The organism is Clavibacter sp. B3I6 (genome assembly GCF_030816895.1).
Taxonomy (GTDB): Bacteria; Actinomycetota; Actinomycetes; order Actinomycetales; family Microbacteriaceae; genus Clavibacter.
This window is the reverse complement of record NZ_JAUSYL010000001.1, coordinates 632,064-647,697: the sequence shown is the minus strand read 5'-3', so window position 1 is coordinate 647,697 and position 15,634 is coordinate 632,064. Positions and strand designations below refer to the sequence as shown.

At 74.7% G+C, this 15,634-nt stretch carries 19 protein-coding genes; 11 read left to right on the top strand and 8 right to left on the bottom strand.

What is annotated here, in order from left to right; all coding sequences use genetic code 11:
* The first annotated feature begins 2 nt into the window (after positions 1-2).
* The 5 genes from QFZ62_RS03020 (at position 3) to QFZ62_RS15575 (ending at position 3,203) form a co-directional block, all read left to right on the top strand.
* Positions 3-179: a hypothetical protein gene (locus tag QFZ62_RS03020; RefSeq protein ID WP_307501503.1), complete on the top strand. Its 177-nt coding sequence runs from the start codon at positions 3-5 to the stop codon at positions 177-179.
* 129 nt (positions 180-308) lie between these two features.
* Positions 309-1,157: a universal stress protein gene (locus QFZ62_RS03015; protein WP_307501500.1), complete on the top strand. Its 849-nt coding sequence runs from the start codon at positions 309-311 to the stop codon at positions 1,155-1,157.
* A 122-nt stretch (positions 1,158-1,279) separates the two neighbouring features.
* Positions 1,280-1,813 (top strand): universal stress protein, encoded by a 534-nt coding sequence (locus QFZ62_RS03010; RefSeq protein WP_307501496.1) that lies wholly within the window; start codon positions 1,280-1,282, stop codon positions 1,811-1,813.
* A gap of 170 nt (positions 1,814-1,983) precedes the next feature.
* On the top strand, positions 1,984-2,811 hold the full coding sequence (locus QFZ62_RS03005; protein WP_307501494.1) for a universal stress protein: 828 nt from the start codon (positions 1,984-1,986) through the stop codon (positions 2,809-2,811).
* Positions 2,808-3,203 carry a BON domain-containing protein gene (locus QFZ62_RS15575; protein WP_373425968.1) on the top strand — a complete coding sequence of 132 codons (396 nt, stop codon included), beginning with the start codon at positions 2,808-2,810 and terminating at the stop codon, positions 3,201-3,203. Before QFZ62_RS03005 ends, QFZ62_RS15575 begins: the two co-directional genes overlap by 4 nt.
* Before the next feature lie 216 nt (positions 3,204-3,419).
* Here QFZ62_RS15575 and QFZ62_RS03000 read toward each other — a convergent pair whose 3' ends face one another.
* The 3 genes from QFZ62_RS03000 to QFZ62_RS02990 form a co-directional block, all read right to left on the bottom strand.
* Positions 3,420-3,926 (bottom strand): universal stress protein, encoded by a 507-nt coding sequence (locus tag QFZ62_RS03000; protein ID WP_307501492.1) that lies wholly within the window; start codon positions 3,924-3,926, stop codon positions 3,420-3,422.
* A gap of 63 nt (positions 3,927-3,989) precedes the next feature.
* Entirely contained in the window at positions 3,990-4,373 is a 384-nt protein-coding gene (locus tag QFZ62_RS02995) for a hypothetical protein (protein WP_307501490.1), read from the bottom strand.
* 238 nt (positions 4,374-4,611) lie between these two features.
* Positions 4,612-5,781: an acetate/propionate family kinase gene (locus QFZ62_RS02990; RefSeq protein WP_307501487.1), complete on the bottom strand. Its 1,170-nt coding sequence runs from the start codon at positions 5,779-5,781 to the stop codon at positions 4,612-4,614.
* Positions 5,782-5,973: 192 nt separating this feature from the next.
* Between QFZ62_RS02990 and QFZ62_RS02985 the strand changes: the two genes are divergently transcribed.
* On the top strand, positions 5,974-6,579 hold the full coding sequence (locus QFZ62_RS02985) for a DoxX family protein (RefSeq protein ID WP_307501485.1): 606 nt from the start codon (positions 5,974-5,976) through the stop codon (positions 6,577-6,579).
* Between the two features lie 121 nt (positions 6,580-6,700).
* On the opposite strand, the gene QFZ62_RS02980 is transcribed toward QFZ62_RS02985, so the two are convergent.
* Positions 6,701-7,147, bottom strand: coding sequence for a hypothetical protein (locus QFZ62_RS02980; protein WP_307501483.1), 447 nt, complete (start codon positions 7,145-7,147; stop codon positions 6,701-6,703).
* A gap of 608 nt (positions 7,148-7,755) precedes the next feature.
* On the opposite strand from QFZ62_RS02980, the gene QFZ62_RS02975 reads away from it, so the two are divergent.
* Complete coding sequence (locus QFZ62_RS02975; protein ID WP_307501481.1) at positions 7,756-8,241, top strand: MarR family transcriptional regulator; 486 nt, start codon at positions 7,756-7,758, stop codon at positions 8,239-8,241.
* 34 nt (positions 8,242-8,275) lie between these two features.
* Here the strand turns inward: QFZ62_RS02975 and QFZ62_RS02970 are convergent, their stop codons facing one another.
* Entirely contained in the window at positions 8,276-8,656 is a 381-nt protein-coding gene (locus tag QFZ62_RS02970; protein WP_307501479.1) for a hypothetical protein, read from the bottom strand.
* Between the two features lie 578 nt (positions 8,657-9,234).
* On the opposite strand from QFZ62_RS02970, the gene QFZ62_RS02965 reads away from it, so the two are divergent.
* Positions 9,235-9,963 (top strand): GDSL-type esterase/lipase family protein, encoded by a 729-nt coding sequence (locus QFZ62_RS02965; RefSeq protein ID WP_307501476.1) that lies wholly within the window; start codon positions 9,235-9,237, stop codon positions 9,961-9,963.
* 47 nt (positions 9,964-10,010) lie between these two features.
* On the opposite strand, the gene QFZ62_RS02960 is transcribed toward QFZ62_RS02965, so the two are convergent.
* A complete protein-coding gene (locus QFZ62_RS02960) occupies positions 10,011-10,445 on the bottom strand; it encodes a helix-turn-helix domain-containing protein (protein ID WP_307501473.1) in 435 nt (144 codons plus the stop codon).
* Between the two features lie 104 nt (positions 10,446-10,549).
* Here QFZ62_RS02960 and QFZ62_RS02955 point away from each other — a divergent pair, with 104 nt between their 5' ends.
* Positions 10,550-11,200 (top strand): FMN-dependent NADH-azoreductase, encoded by a 651-nt coding sequence (locus tag QFZ62_RS02955; protein ID WP_307501471.1) that lies wholly within the window; start codon positions 10,550-10,552, stop codon positions 11,198-11,200.
* Positions 11,201-11,243: 43 nt separating this feature from the next.
* Here the strand turns inward: QFZ62_RS02955 and QFZ62_RS02950 are convergent, their stop codons facing one another.
* Both QFZ62_RS02950 and QFZ62_RS02945 read right to left on the bottom strand, forming a co-directional pair.
* Complete coding sequence (locus tag QFZ62_RS02950; RefSeq protein WP_307501468.1) at positions 11,244-11,885, bottom strand: response regulator transcription factor; 642 nt, start codon at positions 11,883-11,885, stop codon at positions 11,244-11,246.
* A 99-nt stretch (positions 11,886-11,984) separates the two neighbouring features.
* Positions 11,985-13,628 (bottom strand): GAF domain-containing sensor histidine kinase, encoded by a 1,644-nt coding sequence (locus QFZ62_RS02945; RefSeq protein ID WP_307501465.1) that lies wholly within the window; start codon positions 13,626-13,628, stop codon positions 11,985-11,987.
* A 109-nt stretch (positions 13,629-13,737) separates the two neighbouring features.
* Here QFZ62_RS02945 and QFZ62_RS02940 point away from each other — a divergent pair, with 109 nt between their 5' ends.
* A complete protein-coding gene (locus QFZ62_RS02940) occupies positions 13,738-14,676 on the top strand; it encodes a universal stress protein (protein ID WP_307501463.1) in 939 nt (312 codons plus the stop codon).
* A gap of 2 nt (positions 14,677-14,678) precedes the next feature.
* Entirely contained in the window at positions 14,679-15,632 is a 954-nt protein-coding gene (locus tag QFZ62_RS02935; protein WP_307501460.1) for an L-lactate dehydrogenase, read from the top strand.
* Positions 15,633-15,634 lie beyond the last annotated feature (2 nt).

Genomic DNA, 15,634 nt, shown 5'->3' with positions numbered 1-15,634 from the left:
CCATGACCGATCGCACCGCGCACACGAAGGACCCCGAGCACTGGAACCAGCTCAAGCGCCGGACGCGCGCGCACCTGGCCGCCACCGGCCACCTCGCCGAGCCCCTCGCCCCCGGCGAGCACGACGTCGCCTACGACACGCACCGGACGCGGGCGGAGCGCGAGCAGGCCGACCGGTAGCGCGGCGTGCCCGGCGGTGCGCGCACGGGCGCATCGTCCCGTGGGACCTCCGCCCCTGTCGGCCCCGGGCGACCCGCGCGACCCTGGGGACGTGGCCGACCGGCCGCCCGAGATCCCGAGGAGCACCCCATGTCCGCACGCACCGTCTCCCGCACGCCGTCCCCAGTGGGCGACCGCCAGGCCGTCATCGCCGAGGCCGCGGCATCCCTCGCGACGCGCTTCCCCGCGGTGCCGCGCGACAGCGTGATGCGGGTCGTCGGCGACGTCCACGACGCCATCGTCGGCACCGGCGTCCCCGTCCGCGGGTACCTGCGGAACCTCGTCGTGCACGACGCGCGCTCGCGCCTGGCGGCGGAGGAGCGGACCATCGGCGCGGACCGCGACCGGGCACCGGCCCGGCCGCCCGTGCCGGTGGGGAGGTGGTCGCGAGAGGCGACCCGGCCTCCGACCGGCGCGGCCCCCTCGACCGGCACCCCCGCGTCCACCGCGGCCGAGCCGGCACCGACCCGGGCGGTCCCGTCCGCGGACGCGCGACCCGTGGTCGCGGGCGTCGACGGATCCCCCGCCTCCGAGGCGGCGCTCGACCGCGCGCTCGTGATGGCCGAGGCCCTGGGCGTGCCCCTGCGCGTCGTCTCCGCGTGGCGCTTCCCGATGGTGTCGGAGCAGCTCCCGAGCAGCGACACGACGCCCGAGGAGGACGTGCGCTCCGTCATCGACGACTCCCTCCGCGCGCGGTTCGGCGACCGGATCCCCGCCTGGATCTCCATCGCGACGCCGCAGGGTCCCCCCGCCCACGCCCTCGTCGAGGAGAGCCGAGCGGCGCAGATGCTGGTCGTCGGGAGCCGCGGCCACGGGGGCGTCGTGGGCCTCCTGCTCGGCTCGGTGAGCGCGTCGTGCGCGGAGCACGCGCACTGCCCGGTGCTGGTGATGCACGACCCGGCCCGCGAGCGCGCCGCGCGGCCGGGCACCGCGGCCTGATCGGGTCCGGTCGAGCCCGCTCCGAGGTCGAGGGCGCGTCGGACCCGCCGCCCCGGACGACCGGAGCACCGGGAGGACCAACGACCCTGCCGCTCGGATCGCCCGCGGACGCACCATGGGGCATGACCACCACCAGCGCCCTTCCGACCCCCGTCGACTCGCCGCTCGCGCAGCCGACCGTCCTCCCCGCCGGCACCGCCCGCGCGACCACCGGCAGCATCGTCGTCGGCCACGACGGCTCCGCGGGGGCGCAGGCCGCGCTCGAGGTCGCCCTCGAGCTCGGGCGCGACCTGTCCGCGCCGGTCGTCGTCGTCCGCACCTGGTCCATCGACACCGCCCCACGCGGCGCCGTCTTCCACGACGGCTACGCCGCGTCGTTCCCCGAGATCGGCGAGTCCGTGCGCGTCGCCCTCCAGGAGGAGACCGCCGCGCAGCTGTTCCGCCACCCGGAGGTCGACGGCGAGGTCCGCAGCGTCCTCGGGCAGCCCGCCGAGGTGCTCATCGAGCTCTCCGCGGACGCCCGCATGCTCGTCGTCGGCACACGCGGCCTCGGCGGCTTCGCCGGCATGGTGCTCGGCTCCGTCAGCGACCGCTGCGCACGGCACGCCCGCTGCCCCGTCCTCGTCGTGCCCCGCACCCGCGACCCCCGCGCGTGACCACAGCGGCCGTCGACCAACCCGGCGCTCCCCACCCGGCGGGCACCGCCCTCGCCCCGACCGCTCGCGCCGGCGTGCTGGCCGCCGGGACCTCCGCCTCTACGGGAGGCGGGGATCCGGGACGAGCCTGGGGGCATGACCGATCGGTCACCCATCCATCAGGAGCCCCCATGTCCGCTCGCACCCCGTCCGACGCCTCCCGCCCCTCCCGGCGCTCCTCGGACCGCGGCCGACCGCCCGTGCCGGTGGACCGCGACCGTGACGCCATCGTGCTCGACGCCGTCACCACGCTCGGCGCCCGCTTCCCCGATGCCCCGCGCGATGACGTCGTCCGGCTCGCGCAGGGCAGCTACGACGCCGTCGTCGGTCCCGGCGTCCCGCTGCGCAGCTACCTCCGCGACCTCGTCGTGCACGCCGCGCGCGATCTGCTGGACGGGGAGACCACCCGGTCCGATGCGCCCCGCACCGCCGCGTCCCCCGACGCGCGCCCCATCGTCGTCGGCTACGACGCCTCACCCGCCGCCGAGTCCGCGCTCAACCGGGCCCTGCTCATCGGCCGGGGCCTCGCCGCACCCGTCCGCCTCGTCGCCGCATGGCAGCAGCCGCTGACGCACGGCCAGCTCCCGCTCGCGACGCGGGATCCGGCCGCGGCTCTCCGACGCGTCGTCGACCAGGCCGCCCGTCGCCGGTTCGGCTCCACGATCCCCGCGTGGTTCTCCAGCGCGACGGTCGAGGGACACCCCGCGCAGGTCCTCATCGCGGAGAGCCGCGCGGCGCAGATGCTCGTCGTCGGCAGCCGCGGCCACGGCGGCTTCGTCGGACTCCTCCTCGGATCCGTCAGCTCCGCCTGCGCCGAGCACGCGGCCTGCCCCGTCCTCGTCATGCACGCGCCGCTCGTCGAGCACGAGGACCCGGTCAGCGCCGGCGCGGAAGCGCTCGGCGACGGCAGCCGGGCGACCGACGCGCCCGCCTCGCCGCTCGTCGCCGCCCTGGGCTGAGCGCACGATCCGCCGGAGGCGACGGGACCTCGGGCACTGCCCGCAGCCGGCCGGCGGAGGGACACTCGCCCCAGGGCTGCATCAGCGTCGATGCAGCCTCCCATCAGGACGCCGCGGCGCGCCGCGCGGTCGCCCGCCTCACCGGCGTCGCCGCCGTCATCGACGACATCACGCTCAGCCAGCGCCCCGCGAGCAGGGAGACCTCGGCTCGGATCCGCGCGGCGCTGATCCGCGACGCCACCGTCGAGGCCGCCCGCGTCCACGCGACCACCGCGGGCACGACCGTCACCCTCACCGGGCGTGTCCGCTCCCACGACGAACGCCAGCAGGCGGAGTCCCTGGGATCGCCGCATGTGGACCGGGTCGTCGACGACATCGCCGTGTGGCTCTAGCCGGGGACGCGTCGGCCCGGGCGGCCGAGCCTCCGCGTCAGCTGCGCCCAGCGCGCCTCGACGACGCCGTCCCGGGCGACGATCCGCAGGATGAGGTGCTCCCGAGCGCGTGCGCGGGAGCGTCTCCGCACCGAGACGCCATGGCTCGGGGGCCCGGCCGCGCCCTCACGCGTGCCGGCGTCGGACCTCCCGTCCCGACGGCGTCCGGCACGGAGGTCACGCGGCCACCGCCGCCGGTGCAGGTGCTCCGTCGGTGGTCGCGTCGACGATCCGGTCGTCGTGCATGACCAGCACCGGGCACCGGGCATGCCCGACGACGGCGGCGCTGACGGAGCCGAGGAGGAGGCCGACGAAGCCGCCGTGCCCGCGGCTGCCGACGATCAGCATCTGCGCATCGCGGCTCGCCTCGATGAGCACGCCGCCGGCACCGCCCTGGTGCAGCTCGGTGCTGATCCACTCGGGCACGTGATCGCCGAAGCGGGTGCGGACGGCGTCCGCCACCATCTCGCGCGTGGACTCCTCCGGGGACCAGTCCACGACGCCGTAGCCGCTGTACTGGACGGGCAGCTGCCACGCGGCGACGAGTCGCAGCGGGGCACCGAGGGCGCGGGCCATGACGATCCCGCGCTCGAGGGCGATCAGCGCGGCGGGGGAGCCGTCGAAGCCCACGACGAGGGGGCGCAGGTCGGCGGAGGGGCTGTGGGTGTCCTTCACGAAGGTCATGGTCGACGCTACGTCCGTCTCGGCTGCCGCCAGCAGGGCCGAAGGTCCTGCCCGCGGGGGCGGTCAGGCGGGGTCGTCGACGGGGGCGCCGTCCGCGGACCGATCCCTCGTGAGGCGCACGCGGTCGTCGGCCGAGGACTCCCGGTCCCCCTTCGCGTGGAGCCGGTCCTGCGCCGCGGCACGGCGTTCGCCCTGGCCCGCGTAGGACCCGCCGGGAGCGGTGAACGCCTCCTTGTCGGCGACCCGCTCGCGCTCGTCGGACACGGCGTCGCGGATGTCCGCGCGCTCGTCCCGACGATCGGCGTCGGCGAGGATGCTCTCCGTCGAGTCCTCGTCGGCCCGCTCCCGGTCGAGCTCGTCGACCTCCTCGACCGTCAGCTGGCGGGGCTCGGGTTCGTCCGGGGTCCCGGACGCGTCATCGTCCCGGGGTGCGTCCTCGTGATCCATGGCCCCAGTCAATACCAGCGACCCGATCCCGTCGAACGCCCGGCCGGCACCCCCGTGCCGAGTCCCGGCGACCCTCGCGCCTGCGCCGACTCGCGGCGGCGTGCGGGGAGCGCCCGCGGGCGCGGCGCGGGACCACGGGGGTTCAGTACGGCCGGGCAGCGAGTCGGGTCCGACGAGGCGCTGGCCCGGACGCGAGGGGAGACCGGTCGCGCAGGGCGCAGGGCGCCACCGCGGATCCTCAGATCACCTCCACCGCCTGCCGCGCGATCTCCCACTCCTCGTCCGTCGGCACCACGAGCACCTGCACCGGCGAGCCCTCCGGCGAGATGCGACGCGCATGGGTGGAGGCGAGCTCGTTGCGGTCGGGATCCACCGCGATGCCCAGGTGCTCGAGACCCGCGAGGCTCCGGCGGCGCAGCAGCGAGTCGTGCTCGCCCACGCCCGCGGTGAAGACCACGGCGTCGAGGCCGCCGAGCTCCGCGGTGTACGCGCCCACGTAGCGCCGGATCCGGTGCCGGTAGACCTCCAGCGCGAGGGCGGCGCGCGGGTCGCCGTCGAGCTCGGCGGCCTGCACGTCGCGCATGTCGCCGGATCCGGTGAGCCCGAGCAGCCCGCTGCCGCGGTTGAGCAGCGCCTCCAGCTCGTCGAAGCCGAGGCCCGCCCGGCGGTGCAGGTGGAAGAGCACGGCCGGGTCGATGTCGCCGGAGCGGGTGCCCATCACGAGCCCCTCGAGGGGCGTCATGCCCATCGAGGTCTCGATGGAGCGGCCCCGGTCGACCGCGCAGGCGGACGCGCCGTTGCCGATGTGCAGCACGATCATGCGCGTCTCCTCGATCGGCCGGCCCAGGAACTCCGCCGCCGCGCGCGAGACGAAGCGGTGCGAGGTGCCGTGGAAGCCGTAGCGGCGGATGCCGTGGCGCGCGGCGAGGTCCGCGTCGATCGCGTAGGTGGACGCGGCCTCGGGGATCGTGCGGTGGAACGCGGTGTCGAAGACGGCGACGTGCGGCACGTCGGGCAGCACGGCGCGAGCGGCGCGGATCCCGGCCAGGTTCGCGGGGTTGTGCAGGGGAGCGAGGGCGGAGAGGTCGTCGATGGCGGCCTCGACCTCGGCGTCGACGACCACGGCGCGGTCGAACAGGGATCCGCCGTGCACCACGCGGTGGCCCACCGCGACCGGCGGGTCCGCGTCCTCGCCCTGCAGGCGCTCGAGGGCGACGCGCACCGCCGACTCGTGGTCGGGCACGTCGCCGCCGTGCTCGCCGATGCGCTCGATGGTGCCCGAGACGCGGGCGGCGCCGGTGGCGGGGTCGACGGCGCGGTACTTGAGCGACGAGGACCCGGCGTTGAGCACGAGGACGAGGGCGGCGGGGGAGGCGTCGGCGGGCGCGACGGGAGGCGGGGTGGGCATGCGACGACTCTGCGGATCCGCGCGGTCGGCGACCAGGGGCGAACGTCCCCCCACGGACCCGGGCACGGACCCGGGCGCGGGCCCGGACGTCGCGCGCGTCGCGGGACCTTGGGCCCTGCCGGCCCGCGCCGGGCGGGACGAGCCTGGATCCATCAGGCACCATCCGCCGCATCGCACCGAAGGGGAACGACCATGACCGCCCACACCGTCACCACCACCGCATCCGGGGCGGGACGGACCACGAGCACCGCCGCATCCGCATCCGCCCTCGCCGTCGACGAGCGCACCCGCGTCACGACCGGGCGGGGCCGCATCGCCCTCGCCGTGCTCCGGATCGCGACGGGCTTCGTCTTCCTCTGGGCCTTCCTCGACAAGACCTTCGGCCTCGGCTTCTCCACCCCGGTGGAGCGTGCGTGGGTGAACGGCGGGACGCCCGCGCAGGGCTTCCTCACGAGCCCCGCCGTCACGGGTCCGCTCGCGCCGTTCTTCGCCGGGCTCGCGAACCCCGTCGTGGACGTGCTCTTCATGCTCGCGATGCTGGGCATCGGCCTCGCGGTGGTGCTCGGCATCGGCCTCCGCGTGAGCGCCGTCGTCGGCTCGGCCGTCATGCTCATGATGTACCTGGCCGAGTGGCCGTTCACGGCCGGCACCGCGTCCACCAACCCGCTCGTCGACTACCACATCGTGTACGCGCTGGCCCTCGTCGCGATCGCGTCCCTGTCGGCCGGCGACACCCTCGGTCTCGGCCGCGCCTGGCGCCGCCTGCCCGTCGTGCGGGACCAGCGCTGGCTCATCTGACCCGCGCCTCGGGAGGGCCGGGATCCGCGAGGGTCCCGGCCCTCCCGTCGTGCGCGTGCCCGGGTTCGCGCACGCCGCCGGCCCTGGCCTGCATGGCGCGCGTGGACGCGCGGGAGCGCCGTCACTCCGAGAGCCGCGTGATGACGGTGGCGGCGAGGGCGTGCCATTGGGTCCGGGTGACGGGTCCGGCGATGGACTCGACCGCGTAGTCCACGTCCTCGGCGGAGTCGGGCGTCCAGTCGTCGAACCGGGATCGGGGGCTGAGGTCCCCGTCGGTGCCGGTGTCCCGGGCCCAGTACAGGGCGAAGGTGTGCGCGGTGTCGTCGGCGCGCATCAGGGCGTGGACGCCGGACAGTCCCGAGGAGAGCTCAGCGTGCACCTGGGGGAACACGGGGGCTTGGGGCCAGTCCAGGTAGGCGGTGACCACGGCGCGATGGATGGCGAGCGTGTCGAAGGGGATGCTCCACCGACCGCTGACCGCGAAGCCGAGGGCGAGACCCTCCGACACGGCGATGCGCTGCGTCACGTGCGGCACGGGTCGTGGCCGGCGCGGCGTTCCGTCGGACATGTCGCGATCTCCTCGGTGCGACGCGTCCGGGTCGGTCGCCTCCTGTCGGACGAGCCGCCGCTCATCGTCCGCGGGGTGAGGTGCGCTCGCCCTGTGGCGGCACCGCTGCTCGGGCGACGGCGCGCCTGATGCAAGCACAGGCACTCGTGTCGGAGGGGCCCGCAGTCCGTCTCCGACCTCCCGGGTGCGGCCTGCGGACGGGGAGGGCCCGGATCCGCAGGGCACCCAGTACTGCTGATTTCGCTCCCCTGGGAACCCGTGTCGGTCGGTCCGGGCGGATGGCGGCGGGCGGGGAGCTCGACGATCCGCTCGGGCGCGGCGCCGGAGACGGGGACGGGGATGACGGCGCGCACCAGGTGCTCGACCCGGCCGGCCGCCCTGATGGAGCGCCCCGGTCCGCCGCGCCGACCGGTGCTCGGGTGGAAGTCCGCTCAGCGGCCGACGGGGACGCGGAAGTCGGGAGATGAGCGTCGTAACGGTCGTGGGAGCGCGATCACGGTTAGGGTCGCGTCTACAGGCCCTCTTCCCAGACCCCGCGGACGGCGTCGTCCGCAACGCCGGGGATCGCTCCCGGCATCGAGAGGTCCACGAGGCATATGCGTCCGGAGATGAGCGACCCCCACGACCATGTGCCCGCGCAGCGGGAGGGCCGGATCAGCGGTCCGCCCGGGCAGCACGCGGAGGCGCGGTTCGCGATCGCCATCACGTCACTGACGGAGGCGATCGAGGAGGAGCTCCTCCCCGAGTGGATCTCCCTGACGGGCCTGCAGGTGGTGTTCCTCAAGAAGGTGGCCCGCGGCGGCCGTGTCACGAGGACGGAGCTCATGAGGGGGTCCCGGACATCCCGATCCGCGGCGATCCCGGGGCTGGCGTCGCTGCTCCTGCGCGGGTTCCTCATCGAGACCTCCGACGGCGCGGAGTCGGCGCTGTCGATGGGGCCGGCGGGCATCGAGGTGCTGGCCGACGTCGCGCGTGTGCGTGCCACGTGGGTGCGCCACGCGATGGCGGACGCGCGCGAGGACATGCGATGTGCCGATCTGGATCGGGCTGCCGACCTCCTCGTCCGACTCCTCGAGACCACCACGCGTCCGTGAGGTCGGCCGTCGTCGTACGTCCAGCGCGCCTCGCTCAGCCCTCGGGCATGGGTGATGAGCGCAGCCTCCTCGTCACGGGTGGTGCGGGGAATCGGAACTGCATGCCGATCGCGCCGATGCTCCCGGTCCAGACCATCTCCGACCCGTCACGACGGAGGAGCTCGTGGACGGGGTCGATGTCGTCCGCGACGCCCAGCTCGGCGATCCAGTCCTCGATGATCTCCTGGCGGCTCGCGGGGGAGTAGGCGTCGGCCGTCCCGATGAAGTGGACGAAGTCGCCGTCTCCGATCTGCCACGCCAGCGGGCGCAGGCCTCGACGACGTCCTTCGTCGTTCCAGGCGACGGCGACCATGAGCTGGATGTCGTCGCGGCGGATGAACCGCGGCCGGGAGGGCGGTGGTGCTTCTGGATGCATGGGCGACATCTCGATCGGGGTGCGGCGAGGTGCGGGCACGTACGGGGGCACGCGTGGGGCGTCGTACCACCGAGTCCGAGCCCGGCGAGCGCACGAGCACTGACCGGGCCCAGCTCACAGCCGTCCGGGTTCGGGCCTGACGACTGCTGTGTTCGAGATCACGTCGCCAGGGGACGTGCTCCGGCGACGGGATGCGAGATCCCCAGCAACGGGTAATTGCTCAGGGACTGGTTGGAACGTAGGCCCTCGCCAGCCAAAGCACCAGAGGGCGGAGACAAGTGGGGCATGCATAGTCACAAACTGTTGCGAAAGTCCCCTCTTGTGAGGACATCGGACCAGGTTCTCGAGTACGCCAGCCTGTCCGGAGCTGGTGGCCCCGCATGCCCGTCCCCTCCCGCCCGTCCCCCATGGGCGGCACGCGGCCGGTCCTGCGAGTCGCGTGCGTGCCGAACGAGCGACGGCTGCATGCTGGAGCCCGCCAGGGCGACCATCACACCCCTGGGCGGGCTCTTCCTCCCCGCTCGACCCAGGACCGTGCTCGTGATGGCGGCAGATCGTGATCGCGGAAGGGTGCGTCGATGTCCTCGAGCTCCAGACTGATCTCGGCTGCGCGGGCCGCGGTCCTCGGCTACGTCCCCTACCGCGTCATGCGACGACGCATGACGCGGGCGCCGTTCCCGCCCGATTCCAGCTCGGGGCGGGTACCCGGCCCGCATCCTCTGCTGCTCGCCGTCATGGGCGAGGGCACCGCGATCGGCTACCAGACGCTCACCGTGGACCTGACCGTCGCCGCCCAGCTCGCGCGTCGGATGGCGCGCTCCACCCGCCGCGGCGTGCACTGGCAGGCCATGGCGACACCCGACTTCACCGTCCGCACCGCACCTCGGCTGATCCGCGAGAACCCGCAGCTGATCGTCGTCGATGTGGTGGTGGTGATGCTCGGGATCGGCGATTCCCTGCGGTTCACGACGCCCCGCACGTGGCGGCGGTGCCTCCAGGCCGTGCTCCGGGATCTGCGCACGCGCCTGGCGTCCACGGCGCAGATCCTCATCGCCGAGATCCCCCCGCTGGATCTCGCCCACGAGACGCCGGAGCGGATGCGGTCCCGCATCGGACGCCACGTGCGCCTCCTCGACGACGTCACCCGTCACGTGATCGCCACGGTGCCCGACACGACGTCCGTCCCCTTCCCGAGCCCGCTCGCGCATCGCTTCGACACCCCCGACGGGGATGACACGTCCTACGGCCGCGTCTACGCGGCGTGGGCGTCGGTCATGGCGGACCACATCTCCGCGCCCCCCGCCTGACTCCCGCGGCCTCCCCGGCGGGGTGCGCTCCTCGCCCGGCGCCGGATTCAGGCGGACTCGGGTGCGGCCACGTCGTCGAAGCGGCGGCGGTTGTCGGCGATCACGTGCTGGTGCTCGCCGACCCACTCGCCGACGGTGAACGCGACGCGCTGCAGCGAGTGACCGAGGTCGGTGACCTCGTACTCGACCCGCGGCGGGACCTGAGCGTAGACGGTGCGCGTCACCAGGCCGTCGCGCTCGAGGGCGCGCAGGGTGACGGTGAGCATCCGGCGCGAGATCCCCGGGATCATGTCGGCGATCTCCGTGAAGCGCTGGCGATCCGTCCCGAGGACGCCGATGACCAGCAGCGTCCACTTGTCCCCGACCCGCGACATCAGCGACCGGAAGAGCTCCGGGCTCTCGCCCGAGCAGAGCGCGCGCATCTGCGGCATGGACTCCACGAGCCGGTCCTGCAGGGCCTGTCCGCGCGCGTCGATCGACATCGGTGCTCCTTGGGTGACGGCGAGGTAACGGGGGCTCGCTTGAGGTAACAGGAACCCACAGTACATAGTCACTCCTCGTAACCATCGCTTTCCGAAGGAGAAAAATGACCCTGTTCCGTCTCGACGCCAGCATCCGCATCGACGGCTCGACGAGCCGCGCCCTCGGCGACATCGTCGAACGCGAGTGGCGCGCCGCCCACCCCGATGCGGAGATCACCCGCCGTCACCTGGGCACCGACCCCATCCCGTCGACCTCGTGGGCGGAGGCCGTCGCAGGATCGATGACGCCCTCCGACGCCCGCACCCCCGAGCAGCAGGCCGCCGCGGCCCTGGCGGCGACGCTGACCGACGAGCTCGCGGCGGCGGACGCCCTGCTCTTCGCCGTCCCGCTCTACAACTTCGGCGTCTCCCAGCACTTCAAGACCTACGTCGACCTCGTGTCGACCGATCCGCGCATGGCTCCCGGCCAGCCCTCCGCCATCGCCGGGAAGCCCGCCGTCCTCGTGACCGTCCAGGGCGGCAACTACGCCGCCGGGACCCCCCGCGAGGGCTGGGACCACGCGACCGCCTGGATGCGCCGCATCCTCGAGGACGTCTGGCAGCTCGACGTGGAGGTCGTCACGCGCGAGTTCACGCTCGTCGGGGTGAACCCCGCGATGGACCAGTTCACGGAGATCGCCGCGGAGCTCCGCACCCTCGCCGAGACGCGCGCCGGGGATCACGGTCGCCGCCTCGCGACGCGCATGGCCGGCTGAGCCGACCCCGGCCGGGTGCGCCGGGCGGCGCCCGACGGGCCGGTCAGGTCCGCGGCCGCCGCGGGTGCGTCAGCCCGTAGACCGCCGCCTGCGTGCGCCGCTCGACGCCGATCTTGTCGAGCAGACCGGAGACGTAGTTCTTCACGGTCTTCTCGGCGAGGCCGAGGCGCTCGCCGATCTGCCGGTTGGTGAGCCCCTCGGTGATGAGCGCGAGCACCTGGCCCTCGCGGAGGGTCAGCCGCACGTCGTCCCCGGGCTCGGCCGCCACGGCCATCAGCCGCTCGCGGGCACGGCGCACCACGTCGCGGTCCATGAGGTCCGCGCCCGCGGCCACGCGGCGGATCGCCTCCACGAGGCCCGCTCCGCGGATGTCCTTCAGCAGCCAGCCCTGCGCGCCCGCGAGGACGGCCGCCTCGAGCGCCGTCTCGTCGTCGAACGCCGTGAGCATGATGCACGGCAGGTCCGGGTGGCCGGAGCGGATGGCGCGGCACGCGTCCACGCCGGACCCGTCGGGCAGCCGCACGTCGAGCACGGCGACGTCGGGCCGGAGCGCGTCGACGCGGGCCACCGCGTCGCGCACCGTCCCGGCCTCGCCGACCACCGTCAGGTCGTCGGCGCGCTCGATCACGTCGGCGATGCCGCGGCGCACGAGCTCGTGGTCGTCCAGCAGGAACACGCGGGTCATGGGGCCGTCTCCTCGGGGTGCGGGTCGTGGTCGGGTTCGTGTCGCGGCGCCCCGGGCGGGACCGCGGGGACCCGCCAGGTCAGCACGCTGCCGCCGTCGTCACCGGGCTCGAGGGAGCCGGATCCGCCCCGCGCCGCGGCCCGCGCGCCCAGGTTCGCGGTGCCGCTCGCGCGGGTGCGCCCGGCGGGGCCCACGCCGTCGTCGACGACGCGCACGACCGTCTCGCCGTCCTCGCATCCGACCTCGACCACGACGGCGGTCGCGCCGGCGTGCCGGACGGCGTTGGCGAGCCCCTCCCGGACGACCGCCTCCCACGTCGTCGAGCAGCTCGCCCGTCACGACGTCGTCCACGTGCCCGTGGAAGGCGATGCGCGGCGGGGTGGGGAACGCGCCCGCCACCTCGCTGACGACGTCGAGCAGCCGGTGCCGGGCGCCGACGGCGCGCGGCTGGGACGCGCGCAGCGCGAACACGGAGGTGCGGATCTCGGCGATCGCGTCGTCGAGGAGCCCGGAGACGCCGTCGATCCGGGCGCGGGCGTGGCCCGGCAGCGCGTCGAGGTCGAGCCCGTTGAGGGACAGCCCGGCCGCGAACAGGCGCTGGATCACGTTGTCGTGCAGGTCGCGCGCGATGCGCCCGCGGTCCTCGAGCAGGCTCACCCGCGCCCGGGAGGCCCGGGCCCCGCGGAGCTCCAGCGCGACGCTCGCGTGCGCGGCGAAGTCGGCGATCATGTCGAGGTCGAGGTCCACGAACCGGGCGGATCCGGCGGCGCGCGACACGATGAGCGCCGCGTCGAGCCCGCTCGGCCGCGCGAGCGGCACCGTCATGGAGCTGCCCGTCGACGCCTCGCCGTCGGGCGACCCGGGATGCGCGAGCCCCAGCGACAGGGCGGGGTTGCCCGAGGCGATGACCTGGGCCGCCGGCGTCTCGTCCGCGCTGTACACGCGGCCGACGTACGCGTCGGCGTCCTGGCCCCACGCGTCCTCGGTCGTGTACGCGCCGGAGGGGGTGCGGGTGACGACCGCGACGACCGCGGCGTCGGTCAGCCGGATCACGGACGACGCGATGAGGCCGAGCGGATCGTCGCCGTCCTCGTCGAGGAGCGCCGAGGAGACCTCCGCCTGCGCCAGGGCCCACCCCTGCCGGCGCTCCGACTCGCCGAACAGGCGCGCGTTGTCGATGGCGATGCCCGCCGCCGCGGCGAGCGACATGAGCAGCTCCTCGTCCTCCGCGCTGAACGCGCCCGTGGGGTGCTCGGTGAGGTAGAGGTTGCCGTAGACCTCGTCGCGCACGCGGATGGGGACGCCGACGAAGCTGTCCATGGGCGGGTGCTGCGCGGGGAACCCGGCCGAGCGGGCGTCCTCGGCCAGGTGCTCCCGCCGCACGGGACGCGGATCCTCGATGAGCGCGCCCAGCACGCCGAGCCCGCGCGGCAGGTGGCCGATGCGGGCCGCCAGCTCGTCGTCGATGCCGACGTGGATGAACTGCTCCAGCCGCCCGTCCGGCCCGATCACGCCGAGCGCGCCGTAGCGGGCGCCCACCAGGTCGACGGCCGCTTGCGCGATGCGGCGCAGCACGACCTCGAGGTCGAGGTCCTCGGCGACGGACCGGGTCGCGGCCAGCAGGCTGCGGAGCCGGCCCTGCGTGCGCAGGACGCCCTGGGCCTTGTCGACGAGCTCGCCGATGGCCCGCTCGAACTCGGAGCGGGGGAGCTCCGGGAAGCCCAGCGAGTGCTCGGTGCGCACGGATGCCCCCTCCCGTCCGGCGATCCCGACGGGACCTCCGGCCCTACGCGACCGTGACCGGCCGCGCGACGCTCGAAACCTACCAGCTGTTCGGCGAACGGAGACGACCATGGATCAGACCACGACCGCACGGGCGCGACCCGCGGAGGGTCCCGTCGCCGGCCTCCCGGCGCATCTCGGCCGTCGCCTGCTCGTGGGCATCGACGGCTCCTCGGCGAGCGCCACCGCCCTGGCGTGGGCGGTCCGACGCGCGACGCGCACCGGCGCCGAGGTGCAGCTCGTCGGCGTCGTCGACGACGACGCGGGGGCGATGGGATCCGGCTACGCCCAGCAGAGCGAGCGCGAGCACGCGCGGCTCCTCAGCACGACGGCCGCGCGGGTCGCGGCCGAGCACCCGGGCGTCGCCGTGACGACGCGGCTCGTCGACGGCCCCGTCGCCCTGGCGCTCGCCGGGGCCGCGGGCGCCGACGACGTCGTGGTCGTCGGTTCCGACAAGACCGGCTACGCCCGGGGTCGCCTGTACGGCGTGCGCAGCGTGCAGCTCGCCGCCCTCGTGCCCGGCCCGCTCGTGGTGGTCCCCTCCGCCGACCTGCGGCTGCGCGACGGCGTCGTGGTCGGACTCGACGGCACCGCCACCTCCGCCGAGCTCGCCGAGGCCGGGGCGGAGGAGGCGTCGGCGTCCGGCTGCCGCGTGAGCCTCGTCCACGCGATCCCCGCCGAGGGCGGACCCGACGCGCGCCGTCGCGGCGACCGGGTGCTGCACGACGCGCTCGACGCGGCGCACGCCGTCGACCCCGGCCTCGAGGTCACCCGGCACCTCACCTCCAGGCGTCCCGCCGAGGCGATCCTCAACCTGTCCCGCGACCGGGCCCTGCTCGTGATCGGCCGGTCCCGCCGCACGCCCGCGCCGGGCATCGGCGGCACCCTCCACGAGGTCCTCCTCAACGCCAACGTCCCCGTGATGATCCTCCCCGGGTCATCCGCGCCCCTCGGATCCGACGACGCATCCGCATCCGCACGACCCGCCATCGAGATCGAAGAGGCCTGACCATGAGCACGAGAGAGAACAGCAAGCTGACCGTCGTCGGCGCCGGGAGCGTGGGCGCGAGCGTCGCGTACGCCGCCCTCATCCGCGGATCCGCGCGGCACGTCGCGCTCTACGACATCGCCGCCGAGCGCGTCGAGGCGGAGGTGCTCGACCTCGCGCACGGCACCCAGTTCACGGGCGCCAGCGAGATCACGGGCGGATCCGACCTGCGCGTCGCCGAGGGCTCGCACGTCGTCGTCATCACGGCGGGCGCCAAGCAGCGGCCCGGCCAGTCGCGCACCGACCTCGCGGGCGTCAACGCGGGGATCATCGAGGGGATGATGCCCGGCCTCCTCGAGGTCGCCCCCGACGCCGTCTACCTCCTCGTCACGAACCCCTGCGACGTGATGACCGTGGTCGCGTCCCGCGTCTCCGGCCTGCCGCGCTCCCGCGTGTTCTCCTCCGGCACGGTGCTCGACACCTCGCGCCTCCGCTGGGAGCTCGCGCGCCGCGCCGGCGTCTCCACGAGCAGCGTGCACGCGCACATCGTGGGCGAGCACGGCGACACCGAGTTCGCGCTCTGGGACGAGGCGATGATCGGCACCGTCCCCATCCTCGAGTGGGAGTCCGAGGGGCACCCGCGGATGACGGTCGACGAGCTCGAGATGATCGCCGTCGACGTGCGCGACGCCGCGTACCGCGTCATCCGCGGCAAGGGCGCGACCAACCACGCCATCGGCCTCTCCAGCGCCCGCATCGCCGAGGCGATCCTCCAGGACCAGCGGGCCGTGCTGCCCGTCAGCACCGTGCTCGAGGACTTCCACGGGATCGACGGCATCGCGCTGTCCGTGCCGTCGATCGTCGGCGCGACGGGCGCGGTCCCCATCCGGAACACGCCGTTCTCGGGCTCGGAGCTCGAGAAGCTGCACGTCTCCGCCGACGCGCTCGCCGCCGTGCTCGCCACCGTGGGGGCCTGAGC

Excerpts from the sequence above, each read along its gene's own strand:
- QFZ62_RS03010 (WP_307501496.1), top strand. The coding sequence starts at position 1,280 with ATGACCACCACCAGCGCCCTTCCGACCCCCGTCGACTCGCCGCTCGCG.
- QFZ62_RS03005 (WP_307501494.1), top strand. The coding sequence starts at position 1,984 with ATGTCCGCTCGCACCCCGTCCGACGCCTCCCGCCCCTCCCGGCGCTCC.
- QFZ62_RS02955 (WP_307501471.1), top strand. The coding sequence starts at position 10,550 with ATGACCCTGTTCCGTCTCGACGCCAGCATCCGCATCGACGGCTCGACG.
- QFZ62_RS02980 (WP_307501483.1), bottom strand. The coding sequence starts at position 7,147 with ATGTCCGACGGAACGCCGCGCCGGCCACGACCCGTGCCGCACGTGACG.
- QFZ62_RS02940 (WP_307501463.1), top strand. The coding sequence starts at position 13,738 with ATGGATCAGACCACGACCGCACGGGCGCGACCCGCGGAGGGTCCCGTC.
- QFZ62_RS02995 (WP_307501490.1), bottom strand. The coding sequence starts at position 4,373 with ATGGATCACGAGGACGCACCCCGGGACGATGACGCGTCCGGGACCCCG.
- QFZ62_RS03000 (WP_307501492.1), bottom strand. The coding sequence starts at position 3,926 with ATGACCTTCGTGAAGGACACCCACAGCCCCTCCGCCGACCTGCGCCCC.
- QFZ62_RS02935 (WP_307501460.1), top strand. The coding sequence starts at position 14,679 with ATGAGCACGAGAGAGAACAGCAAGCTGACCGTCGTCGGCGCCGGGAGC.
- QFZ62_RS02965 (WP_307501476.1), top strand. The coding sequence starts at position 9,235 with ATGTCCTCGAGCTCCAGACTGATCTCGGCTGCGCGGGCCGCGGTCCTC.
- QFZ62_RS03020 (WP_307501503.1), top strand. The coding sequence starts at position 3 with ATGACCGATCGCACCGCGCACACGAAGGACCCCGAGCACTGGAACCAG.
- QFZ62_RS02975 (WP_307501481.1), top strand. The coding sequence starts at position 7,756 with ATGAGCGACCCCCACGACCATGTGCCCGCGCAGCGGGAGGGCCGGATC.
- QFZ62_RS02985 (WP_307501485.1), top strand. The coding sequence starts at position 5,974 with ATGACCGCCCACACCGTCACCACCACCGCATCCGGGGCGGGACGGACC.
- QFZ62_RS02950 (WP_307501468.1), bottom strand. The coding sequence starts at position 11,885 with ATGACCCGCGTGTTCCTGCTGGACGACCACGAGCTCGTGCGCCGCGGC.
- QFZ62_RS02990 (WP_307501487.1), bottom strand. The coding sequence starts at position 5,781 with ATGCCCACCCCGCCTCCCGTCGCGCCCGCCGACGCCTCCCCCGCCGCC.
- QFZ62_RS02970 (WP_307501479.1), bottom strand. The coding sequence starts at position 8,656 with ATGCATCCAGAAGCACCACCGCCCTCCCGGCCGCGGTTCATCCGCCGC.
- QFZ62_RS03015 (WP_307501500.1), top strand. The coding sequence starts at position 309 with ATGTCCGCACGCACCGTCTCCCGCACGCCGTCCCCAGTGGGCGACCGC.
- QFZ62_RS02960 (WP_307501473.1), bottom strand. The coding sequence starts at position 10,445 with ATGTCGATCGACGCGCGCGGACAGGCCCTGCAGGACCGGCTCGTGGAG.